At 43.3% G+C, this 24,819-nt stretch carries 19 protein-coding genes; 18 read left to right on the top strand and 1 reads right to left on the bottom strand.

Annotated features, from left to right (window positions below):
• Window position 1: 1 nt before the first annotated feature.
• The 3 genes from pcaF to WFY05_RS01155 all read left to right on the top strand — a co-directional run bounded on the left by pcaF (window position 2) and on the right by WFY05_RS01155 (window position 4,347).
• Window positions 2-1,204: a 3-oxoadipyl-CoA thiolase gene (gene pcaF / locus WFY05_RS01165; RefSeq protein WP_340110880.1), complete on the top strand. Its 1,203-nt coding sequence runs from the start codon at window positions 2-4 to the stop codon at window positions 1,202-1,204.
• A 27-nt stretch (window positions 1,205-1,231) separates the two neighbouring features.
• Window positions 1,232-2,776 carry an L-piperidine-6-carboxylate dehydrogenase gene (amaB, locus tag WFY05_RS01160; RefSeq protein ID WP_340110879.1) on the top strand — a complete coding sequence of 515 codons (1,545 nt, stop codon included), beginning with the start codon at window positions 1,232-1,234 and terminating at the stop codon, window positions 2,774-2,776.
• A 218-nt stretch (window positions 2,777-2,994) separates the two neighbouring features.
• Window positions 2,995-4,347: a saccharopine dehydrogenase C-terminal domain-containing protein gene (locus WFY05_RS01155; protein ID WP_340110878.1), complete on the top strand. Its 1,353-nt coding sequence runs from the start codon at window positions 2,995-2,997 to the stop codon at window positions 4,345-4,347.
• Here the strand turns inward: WFY05_RS01155 and WFY05_RS01150 are convergent.
• Window positions 4,341-5,138: an endonuclease/exonuclease/phosphatase family protein gene (locus tag WFY05_RS01150; RefSeq protein WP_340110877.1), complete on the bottom strand. Its 798-nt coding sequence runs from the start codon at window positions 5,136-5,138 to the stop codon at window positions 4,341-4,343. The genes WFY05_RS01155 and WFY05_RS01150 overlap by 7 nt on opposite strands.
• A 97-nt stretch (window positions 5,139-5,235) precedes the next feature.
• Between WFY05_RS01150 and WFY05_RS01145 the strand changes: the two genes are divergently transcribed.
• From WFY05_RS01145 to WFY05_RS01075, 15 genes are all read left to right on the top strand, one after another.
• Entirely contained in the window at window positions 5,236-6,504 is a 1,269-nt protein-coding gene (locus WFY05_RS01145; RefSeq protein ID WP_340110876.1) for an outer membrane protein assembly factor BamB family protein, read from the top strand.
• A 9-nt stretch (window positions 6,505-6,513) separates the two neighbouring features.
• A complete protein-coding gene (locus tag WFY05_RS01140; protein ID WP_340110875.1) occupies window positions 6,514-7,158 on the top strand; it encodes a hypothetical protein in 645 nt (214 codons plus the stop codon).
• 368 nt (window positions 7,159-7,526) lie between these two features.
• A complete protein-coding gene (locus tag WFY05_RS01135) occupies window positions 7,527-9,206 on the top strand; it encodes a substrate-binding domain-containing protein (protein WP_340110874.1) in 1,680 nt (559 codons plus the stop codon).
• 26 nt (window positions 9,207-9,232) lie between these two features.
• Window positions 9,233-10,099, top strand: a complete 867-nt coding sequence (locus tag WFY05_RS01130) for a 4Fe-4S dicluster domain-containing protein (protein WP_340110873.1) — start codon at window positions 9,233-9,235, stop codon at window positions 10,097-10,099.
• Window positions 10,092-11,318 carry an NrfD/PsrC family molybdoenzyme membrane anchor subunit gene (gene nrfD, locus WFY05_RS01125; RefSeq protein ID WP_340110872.1) on the top strand — a complete coding sequence of 409 codons (1,227 nt, stop codon included), beginning with the start codon at window positions 10,092-10,094 and terminating at the stop codon, window positions 11,316-11,318. Before WFY05_RS01130 ends, nrfD begins: the two co-directional genes overlap by 8 nt.
• Before the next feature lie 31 nt (window positions 11,319-11,349).
• The gene (locus tag WFY05_RS01120) at window positions 11,350-12,060 is read left to right on the top strand and encodes a glycine cleavage system protein H (protein WP_340110871.1); all 711 of its coding nucleotides are present in this window, start codon (window positions 11,350-11,352) and stop codon (window positions 12,058-12,060) included.
• A gap of 89 nt (window positions 12,061-12,149) precedes the next feature.
• Window positions 12,150-13,853, top strand: coding sequence for a sensor histidine kinase (locus tag WFY05_RS01115; protein ID WP_340110870.1), 1,704 nt, complete (start codon window positions 12,150-12,152; stop codon window positions 13,851-13,853).
• A complete protein-coding gene (locus tag WFY05_RS01110) occupies window positions 13,850-15,190 on the top strand; it encodes a sigma-54-dependent transcriptional regulator (protein ID WP_340110869.1) in 1,341 nt (446 codons plus the stop codon). The genes WFY05_RS01115 and WFY05_RS01110 overlap by 4 nt, the downstream gene beginning before the upstream one ends.
• Window positions 15,191-15,248: 58 nt before the next feature.
• The gene (locus WFY05_RS01105) at window positions 15,249-15,791 is read left to right on the top strand and encodes an archaemetzincin family Zn-dependent metalloprotease (protein WP_340110868.1); all 543 of its coding nucleotides are present in this window, start codon (window positions 15,249-15,251) and stop codon (window positions 15,789-15,791) included.
• Between the two features lie 181 nt (window positions 15,792-15,972).
• The gene (gene typA, locus WFY05_RS01100) at window positions 15,973-17,784 is read left to right on the top strand and encodes a translational GTPase TypA (RefSeq protein WP_340110867.1); all 1,812 of its coding nucleotides are present in this window, start codon (window positions 15,973-15,975) and stop codon (window positions 17,782-17,784) included.
• A 407-nt stretch (window positions 17,785-18,191) separates the two neighbouring features.
• On the top strand, window positions 18,192-20,342 hold the full coding sequence (locus WFY05_RS01095) for a carbohydrate binding family 9 domain-containing protein (protein WP_340110866.1): 2,151 nt from the start codon (window positions 18,192-18,194) through the stop codon (window positions 20,340-20,342).
• A gap of 226 nt (window positions 20,343-20,568) precedes the next feature.
• Window positions 20,569-21,252 (top strand): ATP-binding protein, encoded by a 684-nt coding sequence (locus WFY05_RS01090; RefSeq protein WP_340110865.1) that lies wholly within the window; start codon window positions 20,569-20,571, stop codon window positions 21,250-21,252.
• A 2-nt stretch (window positions 21,253-21,254) separates the two neighbouring features.
• Entirely contained in the window at window positions 21,255-22,427 is a 1,173-nt protein-coding gene (locus tag WFY05_RS01085; protein ID WP_340110864.1) for a radical SAM protein, read from the top strand.
• 3 nt (window positions 22,428-22,430) lie between these two features.
• Window positions 22,431-23,993, top strand: a complete 1,563-nt coding sequence (locus WFY05_RS01080; RefSeq protein ID WP_340110863.1) for a polyprenyl synthetase family protein — start codon at window positions 22,431-22,433, stop codon at window positions 23,991-23,993.
• Window positions 23,986-24,819 carry a prenyltransferase/squalene oxidase repeat-containing protein gene (locus WFY05_RS01075; protein ID WP_340110862.1) on the top strand — a complete coding sequence of 278 codons (834 nt, stop codon included), beginning with the start codon at window positions 23,986-23,988 and terminating at the stop codon, window positions 24,817-24,819. Before WFY05_RS01080 ends, WFY05_RS01075 begins: the two co-directional genes overlap by 8 nt.

The raw sequence follows: 24,819 nt of genomic DNA, 5'->3' as shown, positions 1-24,819 counted from the left end.
TATGAAGGATGTATTTATTTGCGATGCCATCAGAACACCCGTTGGAAAATACGGCGGAGCACTTTCAACTGTTCGCCCCGATGACCTGGCCGCCATTCCCATGCGTGAACTGTTAAAAAGAAATGCAGACATAGATGCTTCAGCTGTCGACGATGTAATTTTTGGCTGCGCTAACCAGGCAGGCGAAGATAACCGAAACGTGGCCCGGATGGGACTACTTTTGGCCGGATACCCGTATTCTGTGCCTGGCGTAACAGTGAATCGCTTATGCGGATCAGGAATGGAAGCAGTGGCCATGGCCGCTCGTACCATTCGCATCGGAGAAGCTGAGCTGATCATTGCCGGTGGAGTGGAGAGCATGTCGCGATCGCCTTTTGTGATGCCAAAACATACGGTACCTTTTTCGCGGCAGGCAGAAATTTACGATACAACCATTGGCTGGCGTTTTGTAAATGCTGAATTGAAAAAGCGATTCGGTACTGAACCGCTGATCGGGACTGCTGAAAATTTGGCGATTGAATATGGAATCAGTCGCGAGGCACAGGACGAGTTTGCGCATCACAGTCAGTTAAAAACGGCCGAAGCACAGAAAAACGGAGCCTTGGCAAGAGAGATTGTTCCGGTTGTTATTCCACAAAAAAAAGGTGACCCAAAAACAGTCGATACTGATGAACATCCGAGACTTACTTCTCTGGAAAAATTGGCCAGTCTTAAACCTGTTTATCTCGAGAACGGGACGGTCACGGCCGGTAATGCCTCCGGAATAAATGATGGTGCAGCCGGAATTGTTGTGGCATCAGAAGAAGCCGTAAAACGTTTTAACCTGGTTCCCCGGGTAAGAATACTCGGTGCCCAGAGCGCAGGAGTTCCGCCACGAATAATGGGGATTGGTCCTGTTCCGGCCACTAATAAACTTTTAAAGTTGCTGGATATGAAGCTGGATCAAATGGATATTATCGAACTCAATGAAGCTTTTGCCTCGCAGTCGTTGGCGGTACTTCACGATCTGAAACTGGATCCCACCGATGCGCGACTTAATCCACTGGGCGGAGCTATTGCATTGGGACATCCGCTGGGCATGTCGGGAGCACGGTTGATAACAACTGCGTATCATCAGATGTGTAACTCCAGCTCGAAATACGCGCTTTGCACCATGTGCATTGGAGTGGGGCAGGGAATTTCAATGATTCTTGAAAAAATATAAAATCAAATAAATCATAATAAGTTAAAAATGAAGGAAATAAATTTCAAATCTGTTTTAAAAGATTTACATCTTGAGGAAGTTAATCCTGGTGTTTGTACCGGTACGGAATGGAAAAAAACATCAGGTAAATTTATTGAATCTTACTCTCCTTCCGATGGCAAATTGATTGCCCGTGTGCAGCAATGCGGAGTTGAGGATTATCATGCAGTAATTAATACCGCGAAAAATGCATTTAAAAGCTGGCGAATGGTTCCTGCACCAAAGCGGGGAGAGATTGTCAGGCAAATTGGTCTTGAGCTGCGTAAGTACAAAGAGCCGCTTGGAAAATTGGTTTCCTACGAAATGGGGAAGATTTACCAGGAAAGTTTGGGCGAAGTTCAGGAAATGATCGATATCTGCGATTTTGCTGTCGGACAATCGCGTCAGTTGTATGGTTTTACCATGCATTCAGAGCGCGCCAAACACCGCATGTACGATCAATATCACCCACTTGGAATTGTTGGGGTGGTTTCGGCCTTTAATTTTCCGGTAGCGGTTTGGGCATGGAATGCCATGATCGCACTGGTAGCCGGTGATGTGGTCGTTTGGAAACCTTCTTCGAAAGTGTATCTGTGCGCTGTTGCTGTTCACAAAATAGTAGGTAAAGTACTCAAAGAAAATAAGGTTCCCGAAGGGGTGCTGAATCTTGTAGCTGCCGATTCGAAAATGTTGGGTGATACGATGTTTTCAGATAAAAACATTCCACTGGTATCGTTTACCGGGTCGACAAACATTGGGAAAAAGGTGGGTCGATTGGTTGGCGAACGACTCGGACGGTCGATACTCGAACTGGGCGGCAACAATGCCATAATCGTTACTCCGAATGCCGATATGGAAATGACCCTTCGCGCTGCAGTTTTTGGTGCTGTAGGAACCTGCGGACAGCGCTGCACTTCGACGCGACGAATCATTTTGCATGAATCGGTTTACGACGAGTTCAAACAAAAATTGGTAGCTATTTACCGGAAACTACCGATTGGTCATGCGCTAGACGAAAATACCTTGCTTGGGCCGCTGGTGGATAAACGTGCAGTGCAGGATTTTCAGAATGCAATTGAACGTGTAAAACAGCAAGGTGGAAAAATTATTACCGGTGGAGACGTTCTTGAAGGTGCAGGTTTCGAAGCGGGAACTTTTGTAAAACCCTGTATTGCTGAAGTGGAAAATAACTACGAAATCGTGCAGGAAGAAACTTTTGCGCCATTGCTTTATCTGATCAAATACAATACGCTCGAGGAAGCAATCCAAATTCATAACGATGTTCCGCAGGGATTGTCATCAGCCTTGTTTTCGACCAATATGCTGGAAACCGAAACTTTCCTGTCGCACGAAGGATCGGATTGCGGAATTGCCAATATCAACATTGGTACGTCGGGGGCAGAAATCGGCGGTGCATTTGGTGGCGAAAAAGATACGGGCGGTGGGCGCGAATCGGGTTCCGATGCATGGAAAGCCTACATGCGTCGGCAAACAAATACTATCAACTTTAGTACCGACCTTCCTTTAGCTCAGGGAATAGAGTTTACCCTGTGAAATAAATCGAAGATTTAATGCTGTGCATTATTTCACAGGGTAAATGTTTAGAGTTCAAAGCCCGCATGAATAAATCCATTTAAACAGTTCAAACTTTAGGATTTTGAGTTTATAGTAGAAGAACCGAAACGAGTTGATTAGTGCATGAAAAATCCTGAAAGGGTTTGATTATAATAGCCCCGGGCAACGCCCGGGGTAAAAAGCCACAAAATACCATTATGAAAAACATTTTAATATTCGGAGCCGGTCGTTCCAGCAGATACTTGATCGATTATCTGACCGAAAATGCCCGCAAGAACAAGTGGAAATTGCGGGTGGCAGATTTACAACTGAATGGACAAAGCTCTTCGGTGGAGGTGGAGTATTCAGTTTTGAATGTAAGGGATGAATTTGCCCGCGATGATGAAGTAAGGCATGCCGACCTGGTCATTTCAATACTGCCGGCCCGATTCCATAAGTTGGTGGCGCAGTCGTGCGTGAAATATTCAAAGAACCTGCTTACTGCGTCCTATGAAACAGCCGAACTAAAAGCATACGAACCCGAAGTTTCCGAAAAAGGACTTTTCTTTTTAAATGAGTGCGGTCTCGATCCCGGTCTCGATCATATGTCGGCCATGAAAATAATCGACCAGATTAAAGCCGATGGTAATGAATTGCTGAGTTTTGAATCGTTTACAGGTGGATTAGTTGCACCTGAATCGGATGATAATCCGTGGAATTATAAATTCAGCTGGAATCCACGAAACGTGGTGCTGGCAGGGCAGGGCGGACCGGCACGGTTTATTCAGAATGGAAAGATCAAGTATATCCCTTACAATCGACTGTTTCGCCGCACCGAGTTGATCGATCTGGGTAAGTTCGGTCGCTTCGAAGGATATGCCAATCGCGATTCGCTGAATTACATCGAAAAGTACAGTTTACAGGGTATTCCTACTATTTTTAGGGGAACTCTGCGTCGGCCCGGATTTGGAAAAGCCTGGAATGTTTTTGTGCAGCTTGGGGCTACCGACGATTCTTATTTTTTGGAAGGAATTGAGAACATGACTTATCGCGAATTCATCAATTCGTATCTGCCCTATCATCCTACTGATTCAGTTGAGTTAAAATTGTTTCACTATCTGAATATACCGCAGGACTCCGAAATTGTTCATAAACTAAAATGGCTGGGGATTTTTGAAGATCAAGCAATCAGTTTAAAAAAGGCTACTCCGGCACAGGTTCTCGAACATTTACTAAAACAGAAATGGCAATTGCAAGCCGCTGATAAGGATATGATTGTAATGTGGCACAAACTGGAGTATCGTAATCCGACTACCGAAAAACGCTATCGTAAAACATCTTCGTTGGTGGTTAGCGGACAAAATCGGGAAATGACAGCGATGGCTAAAACCGTTGGTCTGCCGTTGGCCGTTGCTGCAAAACTTATGCTTACCGATCAGCTCAGTTTAAAAGGGATGTACATTCCTACCTCGAAAGAAATTTATGAACCAGTTCTGGAAGAGCTCGAGAATTACGGGATTAGATTTTATGAAACCGAGGAGGTGGAGAAAGAATCGACAGTGTGTTATTGATTAAGTTTCAGCACGCTCAGTACGGCACAATGATCTGAAGCAATTGTATCGCAAATTACCTGCGTTTCAATGACTTCCCATCGGTTTGCAGGACGATAAAGAATATAATCGATTTTCTTTTCCGGCTTTTCCGATGAATAGGTCGGAGCCGGATTGGCTTCGGCACTGTCGGTCCAGAATTCTTTCAAAATTCGAATAGCTTGACTCTCCGGAGTGGCATTTAAATCGCCGGCTAAAATGCTCGGATAGCTGCTATCTGCAAATACTGCATTAATTTTTTTCACCTGATCAATTCTGTCAGTACTTGCTTTTTGATGCTCCAGATGAGTACCAATAAAACGAATAGTGTCACCTGATTTCAGCTGAACCAAAACGGATAAAGCCGCACGCGGTTCGTTCCCCGGAGAATGGGGGAGTGCAACATTTTCACTTTTCAGAATCGGCATTTTTGTGAGAATTCCTTCTCCGTATGAACCGCCATCATAAGGCATTGCAATTCCAAAAAGCGGTGCCATTTTTGTACGCCAACCCAGTTCTGTCACCAGATCATAATTTTTTGCCCGCCGGGTTTTAAAATCGACTTCCTGCATTGCAACAAGATCAGGATTTGTTGCTTCGATAACCGATGCAATCTTATCCAAATCGAAACTGCCGTTTGTGGTGGCACCATGCAAAATATTAAAGGTCAAAACCCGGAGTGTATCGTTTTGTTGTCCATATTCCTGCAAATACGATGACAAACTGAATAAAACAAAAAAGCAAATAAAAATGCTTGATGAAAGTGCCTTCAAAACGTCTGTTGTTTTAGTGAGCACCAAATGTAGTGAATTAAGCTTCAAATTCCTTTTTTCGATTAACTTTGGTACAAATCAAAATAAACCAACTAAAATGAGAATCGCGGTTAAACTTTCTATCCTTTCGCTTTTTATATTTCTTTTCTCCTGTAAACCGGATAACGGCAACTGGACGCATTTTAGAGGTTCCAACATGGATGGCCATGCTGAAGTTGAGAAGGCTCCTTTAACATGGAGCGAAACCGAAAATGTGGTATGGAAAGTACCTGTTAAAGGATTGGGGTGGTCGTCGCCGGTGGCTTTTAATGACCAGGTGTGGTTAACTTCTGCAGAAGAAGACGGCACTAAATTTTACACCTTTTGTTTTGACCTGGAAACAGGCAGGTTGCTCGACGAAAAGACCGTTTTTGTTAGCGAAGAACCGCAGCGCATTCACAGTACCAATTCATATGCAACACCAACTCCGTGTATCGAAAACGGACGGGTTTATGTACACTTTGGAACTTTCGGAACAGCTTGTATCGATACCAAGTCTTTTGATGTGCTCTGGAAGCGTAAGGATTTGAAATGTGATCATATGCAGGGACCGGCTTCATCGCCGATTCTTTACCAGAATATGCTTATTGTGCACCTCGAAGGCACCAAAGATCCGTATGTTATTGCATTGAATAAAAGCACCGGCGAAACCATATGGAAGAGCGTTCGGCCCGCTGAAATTTACGATCCTCTGGAGCCGGTCTACCGGAAATCGTATCAAACGCCAATTGTCGTAAATGTAGATGGTAAAGATTTGCTGATCAGTAATTCGGCGTATATGTGTTTTGCTCACGATGTAAACACCGGCGAAGTAATCTGGACTTTTACCTATGGTTTTGATTCTACGGTGAGTCAGCCACTTTACTGGAATGGATTGGTGTTTGTGAATTCGGGCTGGATATTTGAGGATAACAAACCTTATTTTACGCGACAGTTCGCTATTGATCCGACGGGCAGAGGGGATGTTACCGAAACGCACCAGGTGTGGATGTATGAAGATGAGGTTCCGCAAATTCCAACTCCTGTAATTGTAGACGGCCGAATGTACATGGTCCACGACCGTGGAATGGTGACTTGTCTTGATGCCATGAGTGGAGAACCTGTTTGGAAAGAAAAGCTGAAAGGTAATTTTAATGCGTCGCCCATTTATGCAGCAGGAAATATTTATTTTTTTAATGTGAAAGGCGAATGTACCATTATTAAACCGGGCGATACTTTTCAGAAAGTGGCGGAGAATAGTATTGATGGAATAGTAAAAGCCATACCTGCTTTTGTGGGCGATAAAATGCTTGTTCGGTCGGATAAATATTTATATTTGATAGATTAATATCCAAACATGAAAATAAACTTACTAACCGTTCTCATTTTTCTTATTTTTCTTTCGTGCTCTGTGAGTGATAGCACATTACAAATCGATCAGGAAATATCGCCCACTTATAGCATAGAATTACTTAAGAAGATAAACCAAAAAATAGCACGAAAATATCTTGAATATACTGAAGAAAAGAAGATTTCCATACCTGTTGGGTATTATGGCTGGAAAGATATTCGAAGTACCTGGAAGAATGTTCCTGAGATTGGGCAATACAGAACGGAATTTGAAAAGGCCGACAAAGAATTCTTAGACTTCTTGTGTTTACGGGATGAACGTATGAAAGATGCCATCGAAAAATGGAAAAACGGCACTTTGGAAAAGGGAGAATGGAGTAAAACAAAATCAATTGTTTATCCTAGTGTTCGCTCTAAATACCCCGAGGATTATAAGAGATATATGTCAACTCGCGAAGAAAAACTTAGAATATGTAATTATAAAACCATTGAATTCTTACTCGATCAGTCATTAGAAGAGGATTGGTTGTTTCCAATAGATTGGATTCCACAAAATCAAATGAGTTCTGTTTTATCTGATGACTTTATTCAATCTCTAAATGACGAGTTAGAAGGTTTTAGTGTGGAGATGATTGAAAGTATGCCTGATTAATTTTATTCTAATCCAAAATATTGGATTGAACAGCCTTAAAAAAATCTCATAAGAATTTCTTGACATTAACATCACGGATTCACGTTCTGATGTTTAAAATCCTTACACCTGTTGAAAATATCAACATGCAATTAACTTGTTGAATTACAGGTAGTAATATGAGTGTATCTAAAAACTGTAAACAAATTCAACAATACGTCCTGTTGAAATTTAAAACATAAAAACTCATAATAGTCAATAAATCAGTATTTTATGAGCTAAAAATCGCTTTGGTATCATAGTTGAAACAAGGAAAAACGAAAGTTTCCAATAAGCTAAAAACTGATGGGAAAATACCACAGAATAAAAACGTTAAAATCAATTCAACTATGAAAACCAGGATTATATTTATTATGGTGCTGCTCTTACTCGGATTCGGAGGATGGAGCAACAAAAATGCCGTTCCGCCGGCAAAGGAAAAAGAGACTGTAAAAGTATGCGTGACTCCAGCAATGGGAGATCTTGCTGAATCTTGGATCAGCAGCTACAATCAAACTAATCCGGATCAGAAACTGGAACTTAAAAGGATTAGTCCGGCTGATGTGAAAACAGAAATTACCGGAGATCATGCTGTCGGTTTTGTTATGCAGCGACCCGATGCTGAAATGGCATCCAAATCGATGTGGCACCTCACACTCGGGCGCGAAGTGGTTGTAGCTGTTACCAACTCAGCTAATCCATTTATTGAAATGCTGAAGACCGATGGCATTTCATCGGAAGAGCTGGCACGAATCATCAAGAAGAATGGCAATACCTGGAACGATGTATTAGCCAATGGGAGTAAGAATACTGCACGAATTGTTGTTCAGGATGGTCCTGAACTTGGAATGGCGGTTTCAAAATTTCTCAAAGTCGATCCTGCTATTGTTGACGCTCATGTAACAACGAATGAAAAGTTTTTTAAAACGATTCGGAAAGATGCTTATGCGATTGGATTTTGCCGGCTGGCAACAATTACCGATTCTGAAAATCACGAATTCATTGCCAATATTCAACCTCTGTCATTCGATCGCAACCGCAATGAACACATCGATTATGTGGAAAGTGTACATGGAAAATTAGACCAGTTGGTACGGACAGTCTGGATTGGAAAATATCCGAGGGAGTTGGTTTATAACCTGTATGCGATTGCTCCGGAAGCACCAACAAATGGAGCTGTACTAAGTTTTTTGAGTTGGGTTGTAACTTCGGGGCAAACCGCTGTGGTTGAGAATGGATATACCGATCTGGCCTATTACGAAAAACAATCACACCTCGAAAAGCTTAATCCTCCGGTGTTGCTGGCGGCAGAAACAAGCACTAAAAAATCGAATCTGGCAACCATTCTACTGATTGCTGTTGTTTTGCTGGTTGTTACAGCAGTATTGTTATGGGCATGGAACAGTAAACGGAAAACGAAACAACTTCTGTACGACGATAACGAGATGCATAAGGTTTTGAGGCCCGAAACCATTGACATTCCGAATGGACTATATTTCGACAAGTCGCATACCTGGGCTTTTATGGAAAAAGATGGCACGGTGAAGATAGGTGTCGATGATTTCTTGCAACACGTTACCGGAAATTATACCGGATTGGTTACCAAAAATCCATACGAGGAAGTTCGAAGGAATGAGGTGGTGGCCACTCTTGTTCACGAAGGGAAGAAAATCAATATTTATGCCCCGGTTTCAGGAAAGATCATTCAAACAAACGAAGACCTGACCGATTATCCGTCGCTGGTGAACAACTCGCCCTATTCGTGGGGATGGATTTACCAGATACAGCCGACCAACTGGATGCGCGAGATTCGTTTCTTGCAAATGGCCGATAAATATCGCGGATGGATCAAAAAAGAATTTGTCCGGCTAAAAGATTTTATCACCGGTGTTTGTCAGCAAAAAGAACTGGTTGGCCAACTGGTACTCCAGGAAGGCGGCGAACTTCCCGATAATGTATTGCACGATTTTGATCCGTCGGTTTGGGAAGAATTCCAGATCCGCTTCATCGACAATTCCGATATCAACTAACTTTTTAAACCAATAAACAACTCGTCATGGGTATAGATAGAAGAAATTTCTTCCGTGCCGTTGGCCTTACCGGCGTAACGCTAATGGGCGGTAAAAAACTGTTCGCAAAACCTTCGAAAAAGGATCCGGTGGAATTTAAGGCTATTTTATACGATTCAACCCGATGTGTGGGATGTCAGTCGTGTGAGTATGCTTGTGCCGAAGAGCACGATTTGCCAATGCCTGAAGATTTTCCTGAAGTGGGCATTTTGCGCAAGACCAATGAAAATCGCCGAACAGTAGTAAATGCTTACGAAACATCGGTAGGTGAAGTGTATGCAAAAAGGCAGTGCATGCACTGCAATCAGCCTGCTTGTGCATCGGCCTGTCTCACGCAGGCCATGCATAAAACCGAAAAAGGTCCGGTGATCTGGCGGGGCGATAAATGCATGGGATGCCGGTACTGCATGGTTTCCTGTCCGTTTGATGTGCCAAAATTTGAATACCACAGTGCCAATCCAAAGATCAACAAATGTACCATGTGTTTCGAACGTCAGGAAGAAGGGAAGTTGCCTGCCTGTGTAGAGAACTGTCCGGCGGAAGCATTGGTTTTTGGTACGCGTAGGGAACTGTTGGCTGAAGCACGGCGCCGGATCGCTCAGAATCCGGATCAGTATTATGATCATATTTATGGTGAAAACGAAGCCGGCGGAACTGCATTTTTGTACCTGTCGCCGGTACCTTTCGATGAACTGGGATTTAATACGAAGGTTCAGAACGGATCGTATCCTGAACTCACCAAGGGATTTTTGTACAGTGTGCCATCCGTTTTTGTGCTTTGGCCAATGATACTACTTGGCATTCAGGATGCCACTAAAAAACTTAACCGCAAAAAATCTGATGACCATGAATAATACCGTTAGCATACCAATTAAGAAAGAGCGAAAAAGCCGAATGAAATTTTTGTTGGGCGAATTAAAACCCAAGGGTAAAATGTTTACCTGGTTCAATGTCATTTCCATTCCTATTATGCTCCTTGGTTTGGGGCTTATTGTTATCCGGTTCTGGAAAGGGATCGGTTCCGTTACTAACCTGACGCAGGAAGTGCCCTGGGGATTGTGGATCGGTTTTGATGTTGTTACCGGAGTTGCCTTTGCCGGCGGTGCTTATGTAGTAACGTTCATGGTTTATATTCTGAACATGCGCGACTACCATTCCATTGTTCGTGTTACGGTGCTCAACGGATTTTTAGCCTATGTTTTTTATGCCGGTGCACTGTTGCTCGATCTTGGTCGCCCCTGGAATGTCATCAATCCCATCATCGGAAACGGATTTGGAACCAGTTCGGTACTGTTCCTGGTAGCCTGGCATTTTTTGTTGTACATGGTGGCCGAACTCATCGAATTCTCACCTGCCATTGCCGAGTGGCTGGGCGCTAAACGAGCTGTTAAAATTCTTTCGGGGATGACACTGGCAGCGGTGATCTTTGGCATTACCTTGTCAACACTTCATCAGTCGGGACTGGGTGCGCTTTACCTCATGGCCAAAGAAAAAATTCATCCTTTGTGGTATTCCGAATTTATCCCGATACTGTTCTTCGTGTCCAGTATTTTTGCCGGATTGTCCATGGTTATCTTCGAAGGATCGATCACCAATAAAGTATTTAGCGATCAGATTTCGGACGAGCACCACAAAGATCATCGCAAGATCATTCGTGGCCTCTCGAAAATTTGTGCAGGCGCCATGTTCGCCTACTTCTTTTTGCAAATACTCGTTTTTGTACATAGCAAAAACTGGGAATACCTGAACACAAAAATGGGGTACTGGTACCTTACCGAAATGCTCGGTTTTGTTCTGCTTCCCATGTTGCTCTTTTACTATAGTTACCGCAGAAACAACACACTGCTCATTAAAATTGCAGCCGTGATCACCATGCTTGGGATCATCATCAACCGGCTCAACGTTACTGTTATCGGTTTCCGCTGGGATGCAGCTGTTCATTATGTGCCATCATGGATGGAAATTGTAGTTACAATGGCTGTCATTTTTACCGAGATTTGGATATTCCGCTGGGTGATCAATCGTTTGCCGGTTTTGCGCGAGTCGCCGCTGTGGGCCCGAAAGGCAGAATAAGACTGTTTTATTCAATTTAAAAACTTAAAAAATGGAAGCATATACGTATTCAAACATATTCGATACCAAGGGAATCGAATACATTGTCATCATATTTTTCCTCTTGTTGCTTATTCCGTTCTGGATTATTGTGAATCGGAAAAGCGAAACCGTTCAACAGATGAAGCAAGCAATAAAAACACTTACGGCCACTGTTTTGAATATTCCGAGAGGATTGTTTTACAGCCCAAATCATGCCTGGCTTTACCTCGAGAAAAACGGACAGGTAAGAATCGGTATCGATGATTTCCTTGTAAAAGTATTGGGAGAGATTGAGGTGAAACTTTTAAAAAATGAGGGTGAAAAAATCAAAAAAGGAGATGTGATTGCAGTGGTTGAGCAGAACGGTAAACAGTTGAAATTGCATTCGCCGGTTTCCGGACAGATTGCAGGAATTAATGCCGATATTTTAGAAGATGCAGCCACTTTATTGGCCGATCCGTATGGGAAAGGCTGGATGTTTACTGTTGAACCGGATAACTGGAAGGCAGAAACTGTGGGATTTTTAATGGGGAATGAGGTGAAACCCTGGGTGGACCGTGAACTGCGACGTCTTAAAGATTTTCTGAACGTTTCATTCTCGCGACACACCGATCCGTCGATGGCGGTGGTTTTCCAGGAAGGTGGAGAACTACAGATGAATCCGCTAACAGAACTTGACGCTGAGGTGTGGGATGATTTTCAAAATGAATTCATGGAATAAATCGGGTGAATATGACCAATGTTCATTATGACCTGCGTTCTTTTTTTGTATATTTCAAGCTTTAACTACTAAAGATCGACCGACCTGAAATGAGAACCACCGGTTCAAATAATGAGGATAGAATACCTTTGAATAAGCGGGAATCAGTCCGACGCTTTTTTGCCCGTTATTTTAGTTTTCGTTCTTCAATTTATGCCCGCGTGGTGTACATCATTGCAATTTTGTCGGTCTTTCTTTTTATTGCATATAGCGTCATATTCAGGTCGGTTTACGAAGGTTACCTGAATACCGTTATCCGCCAGCGCGGCGATAATGTGGGATCGGTGATCGAAGGCTCCCTGTACTATTCAATGCTGAAAAACGATAAGAGTTCTTTGCAAAGTACGCTCGATATCATCAACGCCATGCCCGGTATCGATGAAGTGAACATGTACGACAACAGGGATAGTGTGGTGTACTCGTCGTTTGTTCCGGATTCGGCACTACACAGTAATCCGAACTGTGTGTGTTGCCACGATAATTTCGCCGAGATGTTTCCGGCGCAGCAAAAGACTTACCGGATCATCGATTACAAAAGTGCCTGCATCATGAATCAGAGCGACAAGGGGCATCGTCAGTTGCTGGTACGCACACCTATTCTTAACGAGCAGTCGTGCTATTTAAGTTCGTGCCATGCGCACAGTCCCAACGAGGAAGTGCTTGGATCGCTCATCATAAAAGTACCGTTGCAGGAGCTCGATGTAGCAGTAAGTAAATCATCTACCGAGTTTTTCATTCTTTCGATACTGATTACCGTCGTTATCTTTTTCCTGCTGATATTTTTTACAAGGAATAAAATTCGGAAACCACTCAGCGAGATCATAACTGCAAGCGAGGCCGTATCGAAAGGCGATCGTAGCCGGCGATTGGAAATCAGTCCTTTTTTGCTCGACGACATGCGATCGGTGGCCTTGGCTTTCAACAACATGCTCGACAACCTCGATTCAGCAAATCGTGAACTTGAAAACTGGTCACACCAGCTGGAATATAAAGTACAAAAGAAATCGGAAGAACTGGCCGAAATACAAAATGAACTGATTCATATTGAACGTATTACTTCGCTTGGTAAACTATCGTCATCAGTAGCTCACGAGATCAATAATCCCTTGTCGGGAATTCTTACCTACAGTAAATTGGTGGCCAAACAGTTGGGGAAAGTTGAATTGCCGGGAGAATTGAAAGATAAGATGCTTCGTTACTTGAAAGTGATTGAAACTGAATCGAAGCGATGTGGCGATATTGTTAAAGGTTTGCTCGATTTCTCCAGAAAGGACCAGGAAAACTTTGTGCCTTGTCAACTGCACCAAATTCTGAAAGAAACGTATAACCTGATGGCGCATCAAATGCGCATTGCCGGCATACATTTTTACACTGAATTCAATGCTGAGTCCAGTAAAATATTCTGCAACGACAACCAGGTAAAACAAGTTTGTGTGGCCTTGCTGGTAAATGCTATGGAAGCGATTTCCGAGAACGGCGAAATTATTATACGAACTTCAAATCCGGATGAAGAACACATCAGAGTTGATATTTGCGATAATGGTGTTGGTATTGCGGCCGAGGATATTTCACGGATCTTCCAACCTTTTTATTCGGCCAAACAACGGGCCAGTGGAATTGGGTTGGGGCTGGCAATTGTGCACGGAATTGTGCAAAGCCACAAAGGAAAGATCGAAGTGGTTTCGGAACCGGGCAAAGGAACTACAATGTCGGTGCTGTTCAAACTTATGAATAATGAAAACTCAGAGCTATGAAAACAACAATTTCAATGCTGATCGTTGATGACGAAGAATCGGTACGCGATTCGCTCTGCAACTGGTTTATCGAAGATGGTTACGAGGTAGATTGTGCAGCCAATGCCAAGGAGGCGCTCTCGAAAATTGAGGCGGGAAACTTCGACATTATTTTGGCTGATATAAAAATGCCGGGGATGGACGGTTTGGAAATGCACAGGCGGATAAAAGCAATGAACAGTTCGGCCATTGTGATTGTGATGACCGCTTTTGCGTCGGTGGAGACAGCGGTTCAGGCTCTTAAGGACGGAGCTTTTGATTACATCACCAAGCCATTCGATCCGGATGATCTTTCGCATTTGATTCGAAATGCTGCCAGGCAAATTTCGCTGAAAAACGAAAACGAAGCGCTAAAAAATAAAATCGTTACCCTTGAAAATATTGAAGATATTGTGGGTAACAGCGAAAAAATGATCCGTGTTTTGAAGGAGGTGGAAAATGTGGCACCCACTAATTCATCGGTGATTATTACCGGGGAGAGTGGAACCGGCAAAGAATTGATTGCCCGGGCAATTCATTCCAATTCGCCACGCAAATTTTTCCCGCTGGTAACGGTTCATTGTGGGGCCTTGTCGGAAGACCTGCTCGAAAGTGAATTATTTGGCCACGAAAAAGGGGCTTTTACTGGTGCACTTTTCAACCGGAAGGGACGCTTCGAAATGGCCGATGGTGGTACGATTTTTTTTGATGAGATTGCCACTATTTCGGGGAAAATGCAGATTGAATTGTTGCGCGTTCTCGAAACAAAAACCTTTACACGGGTGGGAGGAAACAAAGAAATAAAATCGGATTTTAGAATTATTTGTGCCACTAACAAAGACCTCAAAAAATTAGTGGCCGAGGGAAGTTTTCGCGAAGACCTGTATTACCGCCTCAATGTTGTTGATATAGAAATACCTCCTCTCCGAGATCGAAAAGAGGACATCCCGATGCTGGTAAATTACTTCATTAAAAAATACTGTACCTCCATGAGCCGCGACTTGATAACTATCGATCCGGCTGCATTGAAGCGGATGGAAGAATATCACTTTCCGGGCAATGTGAGGGAACTGGAAAATATGATCGAACGAGCGATTGTGGTCGGAAACGGGAAAGAGATCCGACTAAAAGATTTGCCACTCCAAAAAGACGTGATCAGCGATTCGAACGACAGCCTCACCGAACTGGAGAAAAAGTACATTTTGCAAACGCTGAATAAATGCGACTGGAACATCAGCCGTTCGGCCAGAGTTTTGCAGATCGACCGGGTGACGCTTTACAACAAAATCAAAAAATACGGACTTTCACAGCCCAAATAAAAACGCGTGGAAGCACTGTGTTTCGGCATGATATTGATTCATCAATAATACAATTCGATTGCAGACGAAAGGAATTACATTGGTTTCGCATGGCCGGTTTGAAAAGGAGTTTTTAGACGAGTTGGCAAACGATTTACGGGTGGTTTTTGGAAAATCCGTATCGGTGGAACAATTCCGTCACGACATTGCTTCGTATTTTGAACCGGCCCGCAAACAATACGATGCTAACCGTTTGCTCCAGCTGGTACATTCGGAGTACGCCAGGGACGGCATAAAAACATTGGGTTTATTTCGTGTCGATCTTTTTATTCCCATCCTGACCTACATTTTTGGGCAGGCCGAGTTTGGTGGAAATGCCGGAGTTGCCTCGGTATTTCGCCTGCGAAGCGAGCAATATGGAATGAGAGGTTCGGACCGGCAATTGTACGAGCGTTTTCGAAAAGTGGTGATCCACGAGCTGGGGCATACTTTTGGATTAATCCACTGCCACGTACCGGTTTGTGTTATGCGCCCCGGAACCTATGTGGAAGATATTGACCAGAAAAAGCACATGTTTTGCAAGAAATGCCGGGGGGAATTGGAAACCGCGTTAAACGCGTAATTTTTTCCGATATTAAATCATCCAACAATCTGCGCCATTTAACTTCCACTTAATTTTTTGTCATCAAAACTTTCGTACATTTGCGCGCCGATTTCGGAGCAAGAATTGTTTCTGTAATTTATTGACGCAGAAAACAATTCGTACATTTCGATGTTAGCTAAATGGATTAGTAAAAAAGAAAATGACAGAAATTAGAAATATTGCCATTATTGCGCATGTCGACCATGGAAAAACAACATTGGTTGACCGCATTCTGCACCAGGTAAAATTGTTCCGCGAAAACCAGGAAGTGCAGGAGCTTTTGCTCGACAACAATGAACTGGAACGTGAACGCGGGATTACTATCCTTTCGAAAAACGTTTCGGTGCGCTATAAGGACACCAAAATCAACATCATCGATACACCCGGGCACAGCGATTTCGGAGGTGAAGTTGAACGTGTTTTGAACATGGCCGATGGTGTTTTGCTCATTGTTGATGCCTTTGAAGGACCAATGCCACAAACCCGTTTTGTGTTGCAGAAAGCCCTCGAGCTGGGATTGAAACCTATTGTGGTGGTTAACAAAGTCGATAAGGAAAACTGTACTCCCGACATAGCTCAGGAAAAGGTTTTCGACCTTATGTTTAGCCTCGATGCCACCGAAGAACAGCTGGATTTTCCGACTGTTTATGGATCGGCAAAAGCTGGTTGGATGGGGCCCGACTGGCAAACACCCACCGAAGACGTAATTTACTTACTGGATACAATTGTGGATCATATTCCGGCAGCTACACATAAAGAAGGAACCCTTCAAATGCGGATCACTTCGTTGGATTATTCTTCCTACACCGGAAGGATTGCTGTTGGTAAAGTCTCGCGTGGACAACTGGTCCCGGGATCGCCTGTTTCGCTGGTTAAACGTGATGGTACTATTGTAAAAGCAGTGGCTAAAGAATGTTACCTTTTCGAAGGTCTTGGAAAAGAAAAGACAAAAGAGCCGGTTCCGTCGGGAGAGATTTGTGCAGTTCTCGGACTGGAAGGTTTTGATATAGGCGATACGATCGCTGATGCTGAAGAGCCTGAAGGACTTAAACCGGTACAGGTGGATGAGCCAACAATGAGCATGACTTTTGTGTCTAATAATTCTCCGTTTTTCGGGAAAGATGGAAAGTTTGTTACTTCCCGTCAGTTGCGTGATCGTCTGTTCAAAGAAACCGAAAAGAACCTTGCTTTGCGTGTGGAAGAAACCAATTCGGCTGATGCATTTATGGTGTATGGTCGCGGTATTCTTCATCTTTCTATTCTAATTGAAACCATGCGTCGCGAGGGATTCGAACTTCAGGTTGGTCAGCCTAAAGTTTTGATTAAAGAAATTGATGGGGTTAAACACGAGCCCATTGAGGCCTTGACCGTGCATGTTCCCGAAATTTTTTCCGGAAAAGTAATAGAACTGGTAACGCAGCGAAAAGGCGATATTGCCAATATTGAAGTTAAAGAAGATCGTGCACATCTCGATTTTCTGATACCTGCACGAGGTCTGATAGGTTTGAGAAATCAAATGCTTACAGCCACAGAGGGAGAAGCCATTATGGCCCACCGGTTTTATGGGTACGAACCCTGGAAAGGTGAGCTGGGAGTTCGCAGAAACGGAGCGTTGATTTCTTTGGAAACCGGAACTGCCATTGCTTACTCGATTGATAAGATGCAAGATCGCGGTAAATTCTTTGTTGACCCGGGGGAGGATGTATACGCCGGCCAGGTAATTGGCGAATACACACGACAGGACGATCTTACTATCAATATTATACGTACCAAGAAACTGTCGAATATGCGTGCTTCGGGTTCTGATGAAAAAACAAGCATTGCACCGGCCATTAAGTTCTCGCTGGAAGAAGCGATGGAATACATCCGAAATGACGAGTACATCGAAATAACGCCAAATCATATGCGTATCCGTAAAATCTATCTGAATGAACACGACCGGAAACGCATGGCAAAAACAATTGCAGAGTAAACTTTGAAACAGGCTAATTTGTAAAAGTTAGCCTGTTTTTATACCCAATCATTCAGCCACTTTTACACACAACATCCGGGTTTGATCTCGGATTAATAACTTACCATCAGACCGTGCTATCGGAGCCCAATTTTGTTTGAGGTCACCTACTCTGCTTGCAACAGATTCTTAGTCGCTGGTGTTTTTACTTCCAGGTAATTAAGCTTTGTCCGGCGTTTTAAATTCCTCAAAACCGGGTTCAATCAACCGACAATATCACTGTCGAAAAGCATTGTAAAAATCATCACCAATGCTACCGCGATCGATTTCTCAAAGAATCCCTTAATTCTTGTGTGTAATAAATTAAAGAATCAAACGACTAATCAGCTTTAATAAGCTATATTCACTGCTGAAAAACCAGACTGTGCATGAAACTAACTATCCTTGTTCTTTGTACTTTTATTTCCATTCATTCTTTTGCTGCCAAACAGGAAGTTAACATTGTAGAAACTACTCAGGCACCGGTTATCGATGGAAAGCTTGATGATTTAGCCTGGACGAATGCCAATACATTTACAGGCTTTGTAACTTTCATTCCCGATTTTGAAAAACCGATGCCGGAAAAAACCGAAGCCTGGTTAAGTTACGACCAGGAGAACCTGTATTTTGCCTTTAAATGTTACGATAGCGAACCCGATAAAATAAAAGCTACTGTTTCGGCACGCGACCAGATTTTTGATGACGATTTTGTTTGTGTGAACCTTGACTCCCACAATGATCAGCAATCGCTTTATGCCTTTTATGTAAATCCGCTGGGGATTCAGGGTGACTCGCGTTTTGCAGCAGGAACGGAAGATCCGAGTATCGACCTGGTGTGGTACAGTGCCGGGAAGATCGACGATGACGGTTACAGTGTTGAAATCAGTATCCCGCTGAAAAGTATCCGTTTTTCGAAAAACGACACCGTACAAATGGGACTTTTCCTTGAACGATCTATTGCGCGCACAAAAACACATGGTTCAGTACCCGAACTCGATCCCGAAAAGGGGTATGCCTTTTTAACCCAGTTTATGGGAGTTAACTACGCCGGAATTAATTACCACCGACTTTGGGAAATACTTCCTGCGCTTACCTACAAATACACCGATATTAATCAGGATGGAGAAATGGTAAAAGACCAGCGAAAACCTGAAGCAAGCCTGACGGTCAAATACGGAATTACATCGGACCTTGTTTTCGACGGGACTCTGAATCCCGACTTTAGCCAGGTGGAAGCCGATGCCGGTCAGATTGATGTGAACCTGCGCTACCAGTTATTGTATCCCGAAAAGCGCCCTTTCTTTTTAGAGGGATTGGAGCGGTTCAATGTGGCTGCGACACAAACTTCGGTGATCGATCCCATTCAAATGATGGTGCACACCCGAACCATTGTTAATCCGCTTACCGGGGTAAAACTAACCGGGAAAATCGGGAAAAAAGATGAGGTAAACATTTTGTATTCGGCCGATGAACTGGACACCGAAAGTGAAGACGGGAAAAACGAATATGCGCATTTCCCACTGTTTCGTTACAAACGAAACCTGAAAGACGAAAGCTTTCTGGGTTTCTTATATACTGGCCGTGAAGCACCGGAATTCGATAATCGAGTATTCGGAATCGACGGGCAACTCCGCGTAAATAAATCGATGATGTTCGAGTTCAATGGATTTCACAGTCAAACTGCAGATGCTGAAGAAAAGAATCCTGGTAACAGTTTTGGACTCGTGTTAACTCGCGATACCCGGGACCTGACATATAAACTATCGGCTAAAGGTGTTGACGAAGATTTTCATGTGGAAACCGGATATTTGACCCGGACCGGAATCTATCAACTGGCCGCTTTGCTAATGCCCAAACTTTATCCTGGTAACAAAGTGTTTAATCGCCTCGATTTTGAACTGTTTACCACCTACACTCGCGACCGTATCTACAACATGAACGAAACCTACAATTTTGTTTCGGCACAGGTGCGCACCCACGGTCGTGGAATTTTTAAGATCAAATACCTTTTGAGTAACGAAGTATTTATGGGCGAACGCTTTAATACTGGCGGTGTAAATGTGCTGCTAGGCGGTGCAGCCGGTAACTGGTTCGAAGGTCATATCGTTTACCGTCGTATGAACGGGATTTACTATTCAGCCGATCCGGAGCAAGGTAAGTACAACAAAATTACCTCGATGTTTAGCTTTCAGCCCCTGCCGAAGTTAAATGCCGAGGCAAGTGTTTCGTGGTACGATTTTGTGGCCGATGGCAGCGATGAAAAAATATACAACTACCCGATTGAACGTCTGAAAGTGACCTACCAGTTTAACAAGTACCTGTTTTTGCGCGGCGTGGGCGAATATAACGGATACAACAAAGAATTTGTTGGAGATGTTCTGCTTTCTTTCACTTATATTCCGGGAACGGTGGGGCATATTGGTTACGGAGCTTTGTTCGAACAAACCGACAAGGAACTGAATTTTTTTGACGAGAATTACAGACCAACTCAGCAGCAACGTGGATTTTTTATCAAGTTGTCTTATTTAATCCGGTCATAAAATTGAATGATTTGGGCATGGCCGCTACAGAACTGATCGAAGTAATAGCCCGGTAAAATTTCACAGACCGTAATTCTTCACGTTAAAACCTTATTTATATCCATTATTTTTAGTTTGGCCAGAATTTCATTTATTTCGCTATCCTATGAAGAAGAATTGTGTAATCTATTGTAATTGTGGAGCGAATATTATTTCAAAGGAGAAGCAAGCTCAAATATCCTCAACCATGACAGAGTTAAATACTGATGTGATTGAATTGCACGATTTATGCGCCTATTCGATAAACGAAAAGGAAGTCCTGAGCGAGATCAATTCGAAATACAACAAGAAATGGGTGGTGGCGTGCTATCCTCGAGCTATCGATAATATGTTTCGTCAGAACAAGATTGACATGGATAAATACGATGTGCTCAATTTTCGACTGATGTCGTCCGACCAGATCAAAGAGGAATTGGACGAAAAGCAGGAGCCAAACTCAGAAGAGGCGGTTTACGAAGTGAAAAAAAACAGCCTCAAAGTTCCGGCCTGGTATCCGGTCATCGATGAGGAGCGCTGTATTTATTGTGGCAAGTGTGCACGTTTTTGTGTTTTTGGAGTCTACAAATTCAGCAAGAAAAGTCTGGAGGTGGTGGAGCCGCTGAACTGCAAAAATAATTGTCCGGCCTGCGGGCGTACCTGTCCTACCTCAGCAATAATTTTTCCGCGTTTGCCCGAGAATTCAACTTTGTCGGGTGCCAAACCCGGAAAAGATGAACCGGGCGTTTCTGCAGCACCAAAAGATGGTTTGTTTGTGATGTTGAATGAACGGAACAAGACCCGCAGAAACATTTTCAAAAACGATGTGATGCAGCTGGCCGAGGATGAGAAACGCAAGGCTATTGAAGAACTGAAAAAAAGAGCCAAAGAATAAGCATGATAAAACAGGTACTCAATACCGACAAAAAATGCCTTTATAAGTTTGCTTACAACATGGGAGTCAAGGGAGCAATCGCCTTAACCCGGTTTAAACGACGAATGAAAAAAGGCGAATTTTTCCCTGCCTTTCATTTTATTTCGGTAACCGACGACTGCAACCTGAATTGCCAGGGCTGCTGGGTGACCGGGAAAAAGAGAAATGCCCGAATGTCGCCTGGTATGCTCGATAAGATCATTACCGAATCAAAAGCAAAAGGCTCATACTTTTTTGGTATTCTTGGTGGCGAACCGCTAATGTACAAACCTTTATTTGAGGTTTTCAGAAAACATTCTGATTGCTATTTCCAGCTTTTCACCAACGGAACTTTACTTACTGAATCGGTGGCCGAAGACCTGCGAAAGCTGGCAAATGTTACTCCGCTTATAAGTTTCGAAGGTGATGAAGACGTGGCTGATGTGCGCCGTGGGGGTACAAATGTATATGAGAAGGCACAGGCTGCAATCGATCATTCCACAAATGCCGGACTGATCACCGGCGTGGCCATGAGTGTTTGTAAATCGAACCTCGAGCTGGCATTTTCCAAAGAGTTTATTAACTCGCTGATAAAACGTGGAGTGCTGTATTTATGGTATTACATTTACCGCCCCGTAGGAAAAGATGCTACGGTTGAACTGTCATTGTCGAAGGATGAAATTCAGCAACTTCGTAATTTTCTGGTGGAGGCGCGTACTAAATATAAGATCGCGATAATTGATGCCTACTGGGATCAAAACGGCGATGGACTTTGCCCGGCTGCTACGGGTTTGAGCCATCATATAAACGCTTCCGGAGATATTGAGCCTTGTCCGGTGATTCAGTTTGCGGCAAACAATGTTGCCGACGGATCGCTCGAAAACATATATCGAAATTCGGAGTTTTTGGCAGAATTTAAGTCCGAAATTCCAAATCTGACCAAAGGATGCGTGGTGATGGATAATCCGCAGTGGCTTGTAAATAAAGTGGAAAGGCATGCGGTAAAAGATTCATCAGGTCGCGGAAACGAACTGGAACGTTTAAAAGAAATGGAACCGGTCCCCAGCCACGGAAGTGCTGAACCAATTCGCGAAAAAAAGTGGATTTACCGATTTGCCAAGAAACACGCTTTCTTTGGATTGGGAGCTTATGGATAATAAATGAACAAGACGAAACGCATATTAAAAGTTCCAAAGGAGTCGTTCCTGCGAAACAAACTTCGTAAAGAAACACGCCAGCTCATTAATGAAATCGGCCTGCGACCTCCCGCGCCTTTCTCGATTATGGAACAACTTGCGATCGACTTGTTAAAACAACTTGAAATCTCAAATGAATATATCGATTTTACCGTTGTTCTGATTGGCAACGAAACTTGGCGCAAGACTGTGGAGGCCACGCCATTTAATCGCCGCTTGTTGTTATTGCCGCAGTGTTTGAAAGACATTAATAGCTGCCAGGGCGTTTTCGATGAACTTGGACTAAATTGTGCCGGATGTAAAAGCTGCCCAATCGATGATATACTAATTGAAGCTGAGAATCTGGGTTATTCAACGCTGGTTGCTGAAGGTACAACGGTTGCCATCGGTTTGGTGGAAGAAGGCGCGATCGATGCGGTTATCGGTGTAAGTTGTATGCCGGTATTGCAGCGTTCGTTTGAGGCGGTTACAAAAGCAGCTGTTCCCGTAATCGGTTTGCCGCTGATGTACGACGGTTGTGTAAACACCAAGATCGATCTGAAGTGGCTAAACGATGAGATCCGTACTGAAAAAGAAGATCGAAAATCAAAACCTATTTCAATTAGCGGACTGAATCTGCAACTCAACGAGTTTTTTGCGAATGGCGCACTCGATAGATATTTCGGTAGTAAAAGTGAAACGGAAAAATTAGCACGCGAGTTTCTCCAGGTTGGCGGACAACGTATGCGGCCTCTGATAACTGCTTTAAGTTATAAGGCTTATGCCGAAGATGAGAACGAAGAAGTACTTTATCCGTTGTCGCTCATAATAGAGTGTTTTCATAAGGCCTCGCTGATTCATGACGACATTGAAGACGATACTGATGTTCGCTACGATACCGATACCGTTCATAAAAAACACGGTATCCCGCATGCCATTAATGCCGGCGATTTCCTGATCGGGAAAGGTTACGAATTATTGGCGCAACTTCCGGTTGACGGGGCGTTAATAGCAAGGGCGCTGCAAAAAGTTTCGCAGTCGCACACGCAACTTACCCGAGGACAGGGAGCCGATATTCAGTTTAATTCAGGCAAATATCTTCCCGGACTGGAAGAGACTCTGGAAATTTTTCAGCATAAAACAGGCGAAGCCATTAAAGTTGCGCTGGTTATGGGAGCGATCATTGGAGGTGCTTCCAACAATGAAATAAATATTCTGGAACGTTTTGCCGACTATTTTGGAATAGCTTACCAGGTTCGCGACGATTTGAATGAGTTTGATGAGGAAAGGAGTGATGAGAAAATTGCTGATTTTCCATTGCTGGTGGCATTGCTCAGAGAGCATTCGGCGGAACATCAGTTGACTGAAGTAACGGAATTTAAACGACAAATAAAAGAACTGGAGTTAGACAAAAAGGCACATGCAATATTGAATCAGTATGTGGCGAATTGTTATACTCAACTCGACAAACTCGAAAACAATCGTTTGAGGCTGAGTTTATACGGAGTATTGGGTAAGATCTTTAAACCACTCGTCGTCAATGAATAAATCGAAAGCTGTTCCGGTTTATAAGTTATTGGTCGAATATCTGAAAAAAGGATTCAGTGTACTTGATACCAATATTCAGCAGGAAATAATCAACTTCATTCGCACCCAGCAAAATCAAAACGGTGGATTTAACGATCGGGCAGGGAATCCTGAATTGTACTATTCATTGTTCGGACTTTGGCTGAATTTGGCTGCTGAGCAAATGGATTCGCTTTCAAAACTAAAAGAATTTATTTTGAAGGTTGAGACAAAAGGACAGGGGCCGGTAGAACAGATGGCACTCATTTTAATAAAAGCCGAACTGCTGCCTAAAGCCAAAAAGCGATCAGTGTTTTCTTTACTGAAAATGTTGAATCAACAAGGTAAAAATATCAGTTTGTCGTATCGCTTTTTTTTGTTTGCCTTACTGGTCGATGCCGTTGGAAAGAGCAAGGCCTACTATTATCTCCTGGCCAGGATTTACCTCTTATTTTATTACCCAAAACCGGACTTCCCGTGTAGTTTGGTGGCAGCTTTTGCTTATGCCCGGAGAATGCTTGGATTATCTATGCAAAAATCGAAAAAACTATTGATGAATTATTACGTACAAAGCGGAGGATTCAGAGCTTTTGATAACACTTCGAACAGCGATATGTTATCAACTGCTGTTGCACTTTTTGTATTGAAGGAAACAGGAATCGATCTCAGGTTGATTCGTCCAACAACGCTTGAATTTGTTCAGAATAATTACTTTGAAGGTGCATTTTTATCGGGCGATGGAGATCGGACCAAAGATCTGGAATATACTTTTTACGGCTTGCTGGCACTGGGAAGCCTTATAAATTGA

It is taken from the genome of Maribellus mangrovi (genome assembly GCF_037646455.1).
GTDB classification, from domain to species: Bacteria; Bacteroidota; Bacteroidia; order Bacteroidales; family Prolixibacteraceae; genus Draconibacterium; species Draconibacterium mangrovi_A.
This window is presented reverse-complemented; position numbering and strand designations above follow the sequence as displayed.

Bases quoted from the DNA above. Each gene is read 5' to 3' on its own strand.
- WFY05_RS01075 (WP_340110862.1), top strand. From the start codon at position 23,986: ATGAATAAATCGAAAGCTGTTCCGGTTTATAAGTTATTGGTCGAATAT.
- WFY05_RS01080 (WP_340110863.1), top strand. From the start codon at position 22,431: ATGAACAAGACGAAACGCATATTAAAAGTTCCAAAGGAGTCGTTCCTG.
- amaB (WP_340110879.1), top strand. From the start codon at position 1,232: ATGAAGGAAATAAATTTCAAATCTGTTTTAAAAGATTTACATCTTGAG.
- WFY05_RS01110 (WP_340110869.1), top strand. From the start codon at position 13,850: ATGAAAACAACAATTTCAATGCTGATCGTTGATGACGAAGAATCGGTA.
- WFY05_RS01090 (WP_340110865.1), top strand. From the start codon at position 20,569: ATGACAGAGTTAAATACTGATGTGATTGAATTGCACGATTTATGCGCC.
- typA (WP_340110867.1), top strand. From the start codon at position 15,973: ATGACAGAAATTAGAAATATTGCCATTATTGCGCATGTCGACCATGGA.
- WFY05_RS01135 (WP_340110874.1), top strand. From the start codon at position 7,527: ATGAAAACCAGGATTATATTTATTATGGTGCTGCTCTTACTCGGATTC.
- WFY05_RS01115 (WP_340110870.1), top strand. From the start codon at position 12,150: ATGAGAACCACCGGTTCAAATAATGAGGATAGAATACCTTTGAATAAG.
- pcaF (WP_340110880.1), top strand. From the start codon at position 2: ATGAAGGATGTATTTATTTGCGATGCCATCAGAACACCCGTTGGAAAA.
- WFY05_RS01120 (WP_340110871.1), top strand. From the start codon at position 11,350: ATGGAAGCATATACGTATTCAAACATATTCGATACCAAGGGAATCGAA.
- WFY05_RS01155 (WP_340110878.1), top strand. From the start codon at position 2,995: ATGAAAAACATTTTAATATTCGGAGCCGGTCGTTCCAGCAGATACTTG.
- WFY05_RS01130 (WP_340110873.1), top strand. From the start codon at position 9,233: ATGGGTATAGATAGAAGAAATTTCTTCCGTGCCGTTGGCCTTACCGGC.
- WFY05_RS01095 (WP_340110866.1), top strand. From the start codon at position 18,192: ATGAAACTAACTATCCTTGTTCTTTGTACTTTTATTTCCATTCATTCT.
- nrfD (WP_340110872.1), top strand. From the start codon at position 10,092: ATGAATAATACCGTTAGCATACCAATTAAGAAAGAGCGAAAAAGCCGA.
- WFY05_RS01140 (WP_340110875.1), top strand. From the start codon at position 6,514: ATGAAAATAAACTTACTAACCGTTCTCATTTTTCTTATTTTTCTTTCG.
- WFY05_RS01145 (WP_340110876.1), top strand. From the start codon at position 5,236: ATGAGAATCGCGGTTAAACTTTCTATCCTTTCGCTTTTTATATTTCTT.
- WFY05_RS01085 (WP_340110864.1), top strand. From the start codon at position 21,255: ATGATAAAACAGGTACTCAATACCGACAAAAAATGCCTTTATAAGTTT.